The following is a 12,134-nucleotide window of genomic DNA, read 5'->3' as shown; positions in this document are numbered from 1 at the left end:
TCGTTTCAACTTTTCGCTTACATCAGCGGTGCTGCCAACTGCACGATGCTGATCAACGGTTGCGGGTAGACACCGAGGATCAGAACCAGCAGAGCAGAGATCAGTACCACGATACCACCAGCACTGTACTGCCAGTTAGACGGTGCATCACGGTTAAGCTGCTGCGGTGCGCTCAGGTACAGGCTCACGGCAACGCGCAAGTAGTAGTACAAACCAATCGCGGACCCGACGACTACTGCGGCAACCAACCACCACAGGTTGGCCTGCACACCAACTGCCAGTACGTAGAATTTACCGATAAAGCCCAGCGTCATCGGGATCCCCGCCAGAGACAACATCATCACCGTCATCACTGCCGCAAGGATCGGACGATGCCAGAACAACCCACGGTAGGAGAACAGAGAATCGGCATCCGGGCCGCGGTACGGGCTGGACATCAGGCTGACCACACCAAACGCACCCAGGCTGCTGAACAGATAACCAGCCAGGTAAACGCCGACCGCTTCCATCGACATCTCACCGCTTTGCAGAGCAATCAGCGCCACCAGCAGATAACCGAGGTGAGAGATAGAAGAATAACCCAGCAGACGTTTGATGTTGGTCTGGCTCAGCGCCATCAGGTTACCGAAGATAATGGAAGCAAAGGCGATGACACCCAGCACGATACGTACCGCTTCGCTGTCACCCACCGGCGCGTACAGGAACAAACGCATTACCACGCCGAAGATAGCGATTTTGCTCGCCGTCGCCAGGAAGGTGGATACCGGAGCAGGAGCGCCCTGGTATACGTCTGGCGTCCACAGATGGAACGGCACCAGCGAGAGTTTAAAGCCCAGACCAACGATCATCAGACCAAAACCGGCCAGCAGCAGCGGTTCGTTCAGCATACCATCGCCGAGACTCTTACCGAGCGCAACAAACGACAGGTTGCCTGACTGCGCGTACACCAACGCCATACCAAACAGCAGGAATGAAGAGGCTGCGGCAGACAGGATGGTGTATTTGATACTGGCTTCCAGCGAACGCTTCTGACGGAACGCATAGCCAACCAGACCAAACAGCGGCAGAGAGATCAGTTCGATACCGAGGAACAGCGCCGCCAGATGGTTGGCGTTCGCCAGCAGAATGCCACCCAGCGCGGCGATCAACACCAGCAGGTAGAACTCTTCCCGGTTATCGTCATAGCCTTCCAGCCACGGGTAGGCAAAGGTACAGGTGGCAAGGCTCGCCAGCAGCACCAGCCCGGTGTAGAGCATAGCGAAACCGTCAACCCGCATCAGCGGGGTGACATCCATTGCGCCCGCCTGGCCAACAAACCAGAGCGAAACCAGCGCGGCGTTAAGCCCAATGACCGACAGCGTGGCATTGAGGAAGTGATTGCGTCGCCACGCAATGGAGAGCATCACAACCACCACCGTCAAGCCGACGATCAGCAGCGGTAGCAGCGCAATCAGGTGTTGTGGAGTTATTGTCATGGCGATTTACGGCCTTGTAGTAGTAACGGAATTAACAAACCACTGCTGGATGTTGCTCATCGCAGAATGCGAGGTATCCAGAATCGGCTGCGGATAGAAGCCAAGCAGTACCAGAAGCACGACCAGCAACAGGATGATAAACAGCTCACGCAGCGACATCCCAGGCAGTTCAACACTGGCAATCTGGCTTTTCGCCTTACCGAAGTAAGCGCGATGCAGCATCGCCAGCGAGTAAACAGAGGCAAATACCAGACCAAAGGTCGAGATCACCGTAATGACCGGAACCACCTGGTAGCTGCCGAACAGAATCATGAATTCGCCAACGAAGTTACCGGTGCCTGGCATACCCAGCGTACATACCGCGAAGAACATCGACAGCGCTGGCAGCCATTTCATTTTGCCCCACAGACCGCCCATCATACGCATATCACGCGTATGCAGACGTTCGTACAACTGACCACACAGAATGAACAGACCGGCTGCGGACAGGCCGTGAGCGATCATCTGGATCACCGCGCCCTGGTAAGCCAGTTGGCTGCCGGTGTAGATAGCAATCAGCACGAAGCCCATGTGCGATACAGAGGTGTAGGCAATCAGACGTTTGATGTCGTACTGGTTAAAGGCCATCCACGCGCCGTAGAAAATACCGATAACGCCCAGCCACATGGCGATAGGTGCGAACTCCGCCGACGCGTTCGGGAACAGCGGCAGGGAGAAACGCAGCAGACCGTATGCCGCTGTTTTCAGCAAAATCCCCGCCAGGTCAACGGAACCTGCGGTCGGTGCCTGGGAGTGCGCGTCCGGCAACCAGCCGTGCAGCGGAACCACCGGCATTTTCACCGCGAAGGCGATGAAGAAGCCCAGCATCAGCAGATATTCCACGCCGTGGGACATCGGGGTATTCAGCAACTCTTCATAGTTGAAGGTCCAGACACCGGTTGCTTTGTAGTGCACAAATACCAGAGCCAGGATGGCGATCAACATGACCAGGCCACTCGCCTGGGTATAGATGAAGAACTTAGTGGCCGCCGTGATACGCGTTTTACCGTCAGAAGCTTTATGCCCCCACAGCGCGATCAGGAAGTACATCGGCACCAGCATCATTTCCCAGAAGAAGAAGAACAGGAACATGTCGATGGCAAGGAACACGCCAATTACGCCGCCGAGGATCCACATCAGGTTCAGGTGGAAGAAGCCCTGGTATTTTTCGATTTCATTCCAGGAACACAGTACCGCCAGAACGCCGAGCAGACCGGTCAGCACTACCATCAGCAGCGACAGACCGTCGATAGCCAGATGAATAGAGATGCCAAAGCGCGGGATCCACGGCACGACGAACTCAGACTGCCACTGCGGAATGCCAGCAGATTGCGTCAGTGAATAGCCGCCCTGCAACCACAGTTGCAGGCCAAGCGCCAGCGTCAATCCCATGGTAACCAGCGCGATCCAGCGCGGCACCTTCACGCCAAAGCGTTCGGTCTGCCAGCACAGGAAGCCACCGATAAAGGGAATTAATATTAGCCAGGGTAGTAACATGGCGATCTTTATTCCTTGTTAAAGTCCCAACAGGACCTGATTTTCAACGAATTCTCACGACAGAAAATTCACTTCGGATTGCGGTTTTAACGCCACCGGGCAAAACAACCGCAATCCTCAAACTCAACGCAGTACCATCAACAGTGCCAGCACGACAACCGCGCCAATGCTCATGGATGCAACATACCAGCGCAAATAGCCATTTTCGCTCAACAGCAGGCCTTTACCTGCGAAGCGAGACAGGATCGCCGGAATGTTCATCATCGAGTTCATTGGATCGCGTTTCAGCAACCAGGCTATGCCCAGGAACGGCTTGACGAATACTTTGTCATACAGCCAGTCAAAGCCCCAGGCGTTATACCACCAGGTTCCCAGCAGGCGACCCGGCGCACTGTTGGCAATTGAGGTCACCAGAGTACGTTTACCCAACCACAGCCAGGCTGCAATCAGGATGCCCGCAATCGCTACGATGCCGGAGGTAATTTCCAGCGTCATCACGCGACCATGCTCAAGCTCAGTTGTTGCCGGGAGCACGCCATGCAGCGGAGGCACAATCAACGCGCCAACGAAGGTGGACAGGATCATAAGTACAATCAGCGGCAGGTGGTGGGTAATCCCCTTCCCTGCGTGAGCGTGAATTTGTTCTTTCCCGTGGAACACGATGAAAATCATACGGAAGGTGTACAGAGAGGTCATAAACGCGCCGACCAGACCTGCAACCATCAGATTGATATGACCGTTCGCCATCGCACCGGCAAGAATCTCATCCTTACTGAAGAAGCCCGCAGTAATCAGCGGCAGAGCCGACAGCGCTGCGCCACCGACCAGGAAGCAGAGATACACCAGCGGAATAGACTTACGCAGGCCGCCCATCTTGAAGATGTTCTGTTCGTGGTGGCAGGCAAGGATAACCGAGCCGGATGCCAGGAACAGCAGTGCTTTAAAGAAGGCGTGCGTCATCAGATGGAAAATCGCCGCATCCCACGCCTGAACACCAAGCGCCAGGAACATGTAGCCAATCTGGCTCATGGTGGAATAGGCGAGAACGCGTTTGATGTCGGTCTGCACCAGCGCCGCGAAACCTGCCAGCACCAGCGTGATAGCTCCGATAATCCCAACCAGGTGCAGGATTTCCGGCGTCATCAGGAACAGGCCGTGGGTACGCGCAATCAGGTAAACACCCGCGGTAACCATCGTTGCGGCGTGGATCAACGCGGAAACAGGCGTCGGGCCAGCCATCGCGTCAGCAAGCCAGGTCTGCAACGGCAACTGCGCCGATTTACCTACCGCACCGCCCAGCAGCATCAGCGTTGCCCACATCAGCATGTTATTGCCATCTGCAAAGTGCGCAGGCGCCAGTTCAACCATTTCGCGGAAGTTCAGCGTGCCCAGCTCGTTGTAGAGGATGAACAGCGCGAACGCCAGGAACACGTCACCGACACGGGTCACCACGAAGGCTTTCATTGCCGCAGCGCCATTCTTCGGATCGGTGTAGTAGAAACCGATCAGCAGATAGGAGCACAGGCCCACGCCTTCCCAACCGAGGTACATCAACAACAGGTTATCAGCCAGTACCAGAACAACCATACTGGCGATAAACAGGTTGGTGTAGGCGAAGAAACGAGAGTATCCCTCTTCACCGCGCATATACCAGGAAGCAAACATGTGGATCAGGAACCCCACGCCGGTCACAACAGAAAGCATGGTCAGTGACAGGCCGTCCAGCACCAGGTTGAAACCGATGTTAAAGTTGCCAACAGACATCCACGTCCACAGCGGAACGCTAAATGCCTGTTTACCGTTGGCGAAGAAATCCACGCCAACAAACGCAGTCACCAGCGCTGCCAGGCCAATCGACCCAACCCCTACGGTAGCGGACAGATTTTCTGACCAACGACCACGAGAAAACGCCAGTAATACAAAGCCAATAAATGGCAGAAGAATGGTTAAGGCAAGCATGTTCATCCACGCATCTCACTTACTGAATCGATGTTCAGGTTCTGGCGACGGCGATGAAGTTGCAGTAACAGCGCAAGTCCGATGCTCGCTTCAGCAGCCGCGAGACTGATGGCGAGGATATACATCACCTGACCATCGGTCTGGCCCCAGTAGCTACCCGCGACCACAAAGGCCAGCGCAGAAGCGTTAATCATGATTTCCAACCCGATCAGCATAAACAGCAGATTGCGGCGGATAACCAGACCGGTTAAGCCCAGCACGAATAAAATCGCAGCGAGGATCAATCCATGTTGTAAGGGGATCATGCGTGCTCCTCCGTTTTTCTTTTCGCGCGATCGTCGGTGCGGTTGCTCAGCACTTCACCCATACGCTCTTCGCGACCGACGTGGAAGGCCACAACCAGACCAGCCAACAGCAGCATCGAAGCCAACTCAACCGCCAGAACATAAGGTCCGAACAGGGAAATACCGACTGCTTTCGCGCTGATTGGCGTACCGTCGATGCCCTGATCATTAACACCCAGAATGGCGTAAACGATGACCACCAGCATGATGGCCGACAGAATTGCCGGACCAATCCATACTTGTGGTTTCAGCCACTGACGTTCCTGTTCAATTTCAGAACCGCCGAGGTTCAGCATCATTACCACGAACACGAACAGCACCATGATGGCGCCCGCATAAACGATAATTTCCAGCGCACCCGCAAAGTAAGCACCTAACGAGAAGAACACCCCAGAAATCGCCAGCAGCGAAATAATCAGATACAGCAGTGCGTGTACCGGATTGGTATGGGTGATCACCCGCAAGGTTGCGAGAATGGCTATCAGGCCACAGATATAAAAAGCGAACTCCATTGCCCCTCTCCTTACGGTAACAGGCTCTTGACGTCGATAGGCTTGGCTTCGTTCTCAGCTTCGCCTTTATCTTTGCCGTCGATTGCCATACCTGCCATCCGGTAGAAGTTATATTCCGGGTATTTGCCCGGACCGGAGATCAGCAGATCCTCTTTCTCGTAAACCAGGTCCTGGCGCTTGTACTCACCCAGTTCAAAGTCTGGGGTAAGCTGAATTGCCGTTGTCGGACAGGCTTCTTCGCACAGGCCACAGAAAATGCAGCGTGAGAAGTTAATGCGGAAAAACTCCGGATACCAGCGGCCATCTTTGGTCTCCGCTTTTTGCAGAGAGATACAACCTACCGGACAGGCTACCGCACACAGGTTACAGGCAACGCAACGTTCTTCACCGTCAGGATCGCGCGTCAGCACGATACGTCCGCGAAAACGGGGTGGTAGATAGACCGGCTCTTCCGGGTACATCTGCGTTTCGCGTTTCGCGAACGCATGCAGGCCGATCATCCAGATACTGCGTACCTGGGTGCCGAAGCCTACTAACAATTCTTTTAAGGTCATGGTCTTTGTGTCCCTTATTGCGCCTGCCAGAGAATGACAGCCGCCGTTACCAGCAAGTTGACGAGCGTCAGCGGCAGGCAGACTTTCCAGCCGAAGGACATTACCTGGTCATAACGAGGACGCGGTAACGACGCACGAATCAAAATGAACATCATCATGAAGAACGCGGTTTTCAGCGCGAACCAGACGAATGGCGGTAAGAACGGGCCATGCCAGCCACCGAAGAACAAGGTAACCATCAGCGCAGAAATGGTGACGATACCAATGTACTCACCCACAAAGAACAGACCGAATTTCATACCGGAGTATTCAATGTGGTAACCATCGGCCAGTTCCTGCTCGGCTTCCGGCTGGTCAAACGGATGACGGTGACACACCGCCACACCCGCGATGGCAAAGGTGACAAAACCAAAGAACTGCGGAATAACGTTCCAGATATCAGCCTGGTTATTGACGATGTCGGTCATATTGAATGAACCGGCTTGCGCCACCACGCCCATCAGGGAAAGTCCGAGAAACACTTCGTAACTGAGCGTCTGCGCAGAAGCACGCATCGCACCCAGCAGCGAGTATTTGTTGTTGCTTGACCAACCGGCGAACAGTACCGCGTAAACGGCCAGACCCGCCATCATCAGGAAGAACAGGATCCCGATGTTCAGATCAGCAACCACCCAGTTCGGGCTGACTGGCACAATTGCAAAAGCCAGCAACAGAGAGGTGAAGGCGATCATCGGTGCCAGAGTAAAGATGACGCGATCCGAGAATTTCGGGATCCAGTCTTCTTTAAAGAACATTTTGATCATGTCCGCGACCAGCTGGAGCGAACCGCCCCAGCCAACACGGTTCGGTCCGTAACGATTCTGGAACAGACCCAGCAGACGACGTTCACCAAAGCTCATGAATGCCCCGCAGGTGACCACCACCAGCAGGATCACTACCGCTTTGAGAATGCTCAGCAGGATCTCAATCAGATCGGGTGTAATCCAACTCATTGTTGTGCCTCCTGCAGATCCTCAAGACGCGCGCCTGCCAGTACCGGTGCGATGCCAGGCATACCCATCGGCAAACCAACCTGCCCTGCCGATAATCCTTCAGAGATTTCAACCGGCAGTGTCACCGTATTGCCATCGTAGCTAAAGGAAACTCGCGTACCGACATTTACGCCCAACTTCGCGGCATCCGCCGGGTTGAGTTTGATGTACGGCTGCGGCATGCGCGTCTGGAAGACCGGTGCGCGCTGGGACATTTCGTCGCTGCCAAACAGATGATAGTAAGGTGCAATACGCCACTGACCATCCTGCGCCTGGAAGCTCGCAGGAACGGTAGTGAAGTAGTCCAGACCGCCTTCTGACGCTTCAATCAGACGCACACCCGGATCGCCATGACGCAGTTTACCGCCCACTTCATCCTGGAACTTGTTCCACGCTTGCGGGGAGTTCCAGCCTGGAGCCCAGGCAAACGGAATCTGTGAACGCGGCGCATCCGGCTGGTTGTTCCCTTCCATTGAGAAAGCGAACATGGTGTCTTTATCCTGCGGCTGACGCGGTTCGTGTACGCTGATGTTGGCGCGCATTGCGGTACGACCGCTGTAACGGTGCGGCTCACGTGCCAGTTTCTGTCCACGGATGCGGAAGCTCGCGTCCGGCGCAGCATCTTTAATGCCTGCCAGCTGCGGCAATGCGGCAACGGCAGCGTCAATAACGTGATCGAGTTGCGTCCAGTCCACTTCGCGGTTTTGCACAGTGCTGTGCAACGAATGCAGCCAACGCCAGCTCTCCAGCATAATCGTTTTGCTGTCGTAGTAGGACGGGTCATACACCTGGAAGAAGCGCTGTGCGCGACCTTCGTTGTTGATGACCGTACCATCGCTCTCAGCAAAGCTTGCGGCAGAAAGCACCAGGTGAGCATTTTCCATGATCGCCGTACGTTGATGGTCAACAACCATCACCAGAGGCGCTTTCGCCAGTGCGGCATTAACGCGAGTCGCACTGGCATGACGATGCAGGTCGTTTTCCAGCACCACCACCGCGTCAGCACGACCGGTTTCCAGCTCAGTCAGCGCATCCTCAAGAGATCCGCCGCCAATCATGCCCAGACCCATACTGTTCACTGAGCGAGCAATCATGGTAATGCCTACGTCAGCGCCGCGACCTTTCAGCGCTTTCGCCACGTTAGCCGCCGCCTGAATCACTTCTGCGCTACCGGCGTTAGTACCGGAGATAATCAGCGGTTTCTTAGCACCAGCCAGAGCCTGAACGATGACGTCGATTTTGTTCTGCAGGTCACGGTCGATGCCCTCAACCGCTGGCGCGTTGTTGTCCAACGCATGAGCGATAGCAAAACCTAACCGCGCCTGATCTTCAACCGGCGCACGGTAAGTCCATGCTGCGATATCATCCAGACGAGTGCTGTCAACGTTGGTCACGAACAGCGGATGCTTGGCTCGCTGACCGATATTAAGGATTGCCGCAATCTGCCAGTCAGCGACTTTTTGCGCCGCAGCCATCTCACGGGCTTTGCCTTTCACAGCCTGACGAACCGCCAGCGCAACACGCGCGCCGGTCTGGGTAACATCTTCGCCCAGTACCAGTACCGCATCATACGATTCGATATCGCGCAGTGCAGGCGTATGAATACCACCGTCACGCAGCACGCTCAGTGCCAGTTGCAGACGTTCCAGTTCGCCCTGAGCAATACCGGTATAAAAGTTTTCCGCACCCACCAGTTCACGCAGCGCGAAGTTGCTCTCGACGCTGGCTCGTGGGGAACCGATGCCGATGACTTTCTTCGACTGACGCAGAATATCTGCCGCGCCCTGCATCGCCTGCTCGGCATTAAGGGTAATCAGATCATCGCCGCGACGCTGTACCGGCTGACGCGGACGGTCTTTCAGGTTCACGTAACCATAGCCAAAACGACCACGGTCGCAGAGGAAGTAGTGGTTAACGGTACCGTTGTAGCGGTTTTCGATTCTACGCAGTTCCCCGTAGCGCTCACCCGGGCTGGTGTTACAGCCAATGGAGCATTGCTGGCAGATGCTTGGCGCAAACTGCATGTCCCATTTACGGTTATAACGCTCGGAGTGCGTTTTATCAGTGAATACGCCGGTCGGGCAGATCTCTACCAGGTTGCCGGAGAATTCGCTTTCAAGCGTACCGTCTTCCGGGCGACCGAAGTAGACGTTGTCATGTGCGCCATATACGCCCAGATCCGCGCCATCTGCATAATCTTTGTAGTAGCGTACGCAGCGGTAGCAGGCAATGCAGCGGTTCATTTCGTGAGAGATGAATGGCCCCAGATCCTGGTTGCGGTGAGTACGCTTAGTGAAGCGGTAGCGACGGAAGCTATGACCTGTCATTACGGTCATATCCTGAAGGTGGCAGTTCCCCCCCTCTTCGCAGACCGGACAGTCATGTGGGTGGTTAGTCATCAACCATTCCACCACGCTCTCACGGAACTGTTTCGCTTCTTCGTCGTCAATAGAAATAAAGGTGCCTTCGGTGGCCGGTGTCATACAAGACATCACCAGGCGACCACGCGTGTCTTCCGCGTTTTGGTATTGCTTCACCGCACACTGGCGGCAAGCACCGACGCTTCCCAGCGCCGGGTGCCAGCAAAAGTACGGAATATCAAGGCCGAGAGACAGACAAGCTTCCAGCAGGTTGTCCGCTCCGTTGACCTCATATTCTTTGCCGTCTACATGAATCGTAGCCATAGTCAGCATGCTTCCAGTTGGCCTAAATAACCTTCATCCTTCACACTCTGGCTGTATTGGCTGCCATCGCTCCCCCAGTCATTTAGTTCACTAAACTCCTGGGACTCGCTCTGTTGCTGCCTTGCCACAGCGCGAAGGTCTCGGTTATTTTTTAGGCATTAATCGAAATTTTTTCTCAGGTATCGCAAAACGCCAATACCGCTATTACCAGCGCTCTTTAAGCAGGTTCGGCTGAATACCACCAATTGCATGGGTATTGCTGAAGGTCTGCTTGATGCCAGCTTCGAATTCTTCGCGGAAATATTTAATGGCGCTCTGCAGCGGTTCGACCGCACCCGGTGCGTGTGCACAGAAGGTTTTACCCGGACCGAGGAAACGACACAGTTGCTCAAGTGTCTCGATATCCCCAGGCTGGCCTTCACCACGCTCCAGCGCACGCAGAATTTTCACACTCCACGGCAGACCGTCACGACACGGCGTACACCAGCCGCAGGATTCACGGGCAAAGAACTCTTCCAGGTTACGCACCAGCGGTACCATGCCAATCTCGTGATCGACAGCCATTGCCAGCGCGGTACCCAGACGACTCCCCGCTTTACCGATACTTTCGAATTCCATCGGCAGGTCAAGGTGTGCTTCGGTCAGGAAGTCGGTTCCCGCGCCGCCCGGCTGCCAGGCTTTAAACTTCAGGCCATCACGCATGCCGCCAGCGTAGTCTTCAAGGATTTCTCGCGCGGTGGTGCCGAAGGGCAGTTCCCACAATCCCGGGTTTTTCACGCGACCGGAGAACCCCATCAGCTTGGTGCCAGCGTCTTTGCTCTTCGAAATGTTCTGGTACCACTCCACGCCGTTGGCGAGAATTGCCGGCACGTTACATAAGGTTTCGACGTTGTTAACGCAGGTCGGCTTACCCCATGCGCCAGAGCTTGCCGGGAACGGCGGCTTCGAGCGCGGATTAGCACGGCGACCTTCGAGGGAGTTAATCAGTGCGGTTTCTTCACCACAGATGTAACGCCCTGCCCCGGTGTGCACGAACAGTTCGAAGTCGAAACCGGTGCCCATGATGTTCTTGCCAAGCAGACCCGCTTCGGTTGCTTCGGCAATCGCACGGCGCAGATGCACAGCCGCTTCAATATATTCACCGCGCAGGAAGATGTAACCACGGTACGCTTTCAGCGCAAACGCAGAGATCAACATACCTTCCACCAACAGGTGCGGCAGTTGTTCCATCAACAAACGGTCTTTATAGGTACCCGGCTCCATTTCATCCGCGTTACACAGCAGGTAACGGATGTTCATGGATTCGTCTTTCGGCATCAGGCTCCACTTCAGCCCAGTGGAAAAGCCCGCGCCGCCGCGCCCTTTCAGGCCAGCGTCTTTTACCTGGTTGACGATTTCATCCGGTGACAGCCCGGTCAGGGCTTTACGCGCACCTTCGTAGCCGTTTTTGCTACGGTATTCGTCCAGCCATACTGGCTGTTTGTCATCACGCAGACGCCAGGTCAGCGGATGTGTTTCGGGAGTACGGATAATGTCTTTCATTTATACCGCTCCAGCAGTTCGGGGATGCCTTCCGGGGTCAAGTGAGCGTGAGTGTCCTCATCGATCATCATGTTTGGCCCTTTATCGCAGTTCCCCAGGCAACAGGTTGGCAGCAGCGTAAAGCGACCGTCAAAGGTCGTCTGCCCCGGCTTGATGTTGAGTTTTTTCTCAAGCGCGGCCTGGATCCCCTGATAGCCGTTGATATGGCACACCACGCTGTCGCAATAGCGGATCACATGGCGGCCAACTGGCTGGCGGAAGATCTGGCTGTAGAATGTCGCAACACCTTCAACGTCGCTTGCCGGGATACCCAGCACGTCAGCGATCGCATAGATCGCCCCATCCGGCACCCAGCCACGCTGCTTCTGAACAATTTTCAGCGCTTCAATGGACGCCGCACGCGGGTCTTCGTAGTGGTGCTTCTCGTGCTCAATCGCTTCACGCTCAGCCGCACTCAGCTCAAAAGCCTCGGTTTGTGGTTGTTGATTCTCGTGCAT

10 protein-coding genes are annotated in these 12,134 nt (G+C 55.2%); all 10 read right to left on the bottom strand.

From position 1 onward, the window contains the following. Positions 1-17: 17 nt before the first annotated feature. Positions 18-1,475 (bottom strand): NADH-quinone oxidoreductase subunit NuoN, encoded by a 1,458-nt coding sequence (gene nuoN / locus OGY01_RS02910; RefSeq protein ID WP_045445559.1) that lies wholly within the window; start codon positions 1,473-1,475, stop codon positions 18-20. Between the two features lie 6 nt (positions 1,476-1,481). Continuing rightward, complete coding sequence (nuoM, locus tag OGY01_RS02905; RefSeq protein ID WP_045445562.1) at positions 1,482-3,011, bottom strand: NADH-quinone oxidoreductase subunit M; 1,530 nt, start codon at positions 3,009-3,011, stop codon at positions 1,482-1,484. 123 nt (positions 3,012-3,134) lie between these two features. Further along, the gene (gene nuoL, locus OGY01_RS02900; protein ID WP_045445564.1) at positions 3,135-4,976 is read right to left on the bottom strand and encodes an NADH-quinone oxidoreductase subunit L; all 1,842 of its coding nucleotides are present in this window, start codon (positions 4,974-4,976) and stop codon (positions 3,135-3,137) included. After that, positions 4,973-5,275, bottom strand: a complete 303-nt coding sequence (gene nuoK, locus OGY01_RS02895) for an NADH-quinone oxidoreductase subunit NuoK (protein ID WP_000612644.1) — start codon at positions 5,273-5,275, stop codon at positions 4,973-4,975. The genes nuoL and nuoK overlap by 4 nt, the downstream gene beginning before the upstream one ends. Beyond that, positions 5,272-5,826, bottom strand: a complete 555-nt coding sequence (gene nuoJ, locus OGY01_RS02890) for an NADH-quinone oxidoreductase subunit J (protein ID WP_045445570.1) — start codon at positions 5,824-5,826, stop codon at positions 5,272-5,274. Before nuoJ ends, nuoK begins: the two co-directional genes overlap by 4 nt. An 11-nt stretch (positions 5,827-5,837) precedes the next feature. Beyond that, the gene (gene nuoI, locus OGY01_RS02885) at positions 5,838-6,380 is read right to left on the bottom strand and encodes an NADH-quinone oxidoreductase subunit NuoI (RefSeq protein ID WP_005129470.1); all 543 of its coding nucleotides are present in this window, start codon (positions 6,378-6,380) and stop codon (positions 5,838-5,840) included. A 14-nt stretch (positions 6,381-6,394) separates the two neighbouring features. Continuing rightward, a complete protein-coding gene (nuoH, locus tag OGY01_RS02880) occupies positions 6,395-7,372 on the bottom strand; it encodes an NADH-quinone oxidoreductase subunit NuoH (RefSeq protein WP_003028063.1) in 978 nt (325 codons plus the stop codon). After that, positions 7,369-10,095 carry an NADH-quinone oxidoreductase subunit NuoG gene (gene nuoG / locus OGY01_RS02875; RefSeq protein ID WP_045449731.1) on the bottom strand — a complete coding sequence of 909 codons (2,727 nt, stop codon included), beginning with the start codon at positions 10,093-10,095 and terminating at the stop codon, positions 7,369-7,371. The genes nuoH and nuoG overlap by 4 nt, the downstream gene beginning before the upstream one ends. A gap of 204 nt (positions 10,096-10,299) precedes the next feature. Further along, on the bottom strand, positions 10,300-11,637 hold the full coding sequence (gene nuoF, locus OGY01_RS02870; protein WP_003839356.1) for an NADH-quinone oxidoreductase subunit NuoF: 1,338 nt from the start codon (positions 11,635-11,637) through the stop codon (positions 10,300-10,302). Further along, positions 11,634-12,134, bottom strand: a complete 501-nt coding sequence (gene nuoE / locus OGY01_RS02865) for an NADH-quinone oxidoreductase subunit NuoE (RefSeq protein WP_003028069.1) — start codon at positions 12,132-12,134, stop codon at positions 11,634-11,636. The genes nuoF and nuoE overlap by 4 nt, the downstream gene beginning before the upstream one ends.

This window comes from Citrobacter sp. Cm038 (genome assembly GCF_030333105.1).
GTDB classification, from domain to species: domain Bacteria; phylum Pseudomonadota; class Gammaproteobacteria; order Enterobacterales; family Enterobacteriaceae; genus Citrobacter; species Citrobacter murliniae.
This window is presented reverse-complemented; position numbering and strand designations above follow the sequence as displayed.

What these genes read in the sequence shown, in the direction of transcription:
- nuoN (WP_045445559.1), bottom strand. Translation starts at nt 1,475, where the DNA reads ATGACAATAACTCCACAACACCTGATTGCGCTGCTACCGCTGCTGATC.
- nuoM (WP_045445562.1), bottom strand. Translation starts at nt 3,011, where the DNA reads ATGTTACTACCCTGGCTAATATTAATTCCCTTTATCGGTGGCTTCCTG.
- nuoL (WP_045445564.1), bottom strand. Translation starts at nt 4,976, where the DNA reads ATGAACATGCTTGCCTTAACCATTCTTCTGCCATTTATTGGCTTTGTA.
- nuoK (WP_000612644.1), bottom strand. Translation starts at nt 5,275, where the DNA reads ATGATCCCCTTACAACATGGATTGATCCTCGCTGCGATTTTATTCGTG.
- nuoJ (WP_045445570.1), bottom strand. Translation starts at nt 5,826, where the DNA reads ATGGAGTTCGCTTTTTATATCTGTGGCCTGATAGCCATTCTCGCAACC.
- nuoI (WP_005129470.1), bottom strand. Translation starts at nt 6,380, where the DNA reads ATGACCTTAAAAGAATTGTTAGTAGGCTTCGGCACCCAGGTACGCAGT.
- nuoH (WP_003028063.1), bottom strand. Translation starts at nt 7,372, where the DNA reads ATGAGTTGGATTACACCCGATCTGATTGAGATCCTGCTGAGCATTCTC.
- nuoG (WP_045449731.1), bottom strand. Translation starts at nt 10,095, where the DNA reads ATGGCTACGATTCATGTAGACGGCAAAGAATATGAGGTCAACGGAGCG.
- nuoF (WP_003839356.1), bottom strand. Translation starts at nt 11,637, where the DNA reads ATGAAAGACATTATCCGTACTCCCGAAACACATCCGCTGACCTGGCGT.
- nuoE (WP_003028069.1), bottom strand. Translation starts at nt 12,134, where the DNA reads ATGCACGAGAATCAACAACCACAAACCGAGGCTTTTGAGCTGAGTGCG.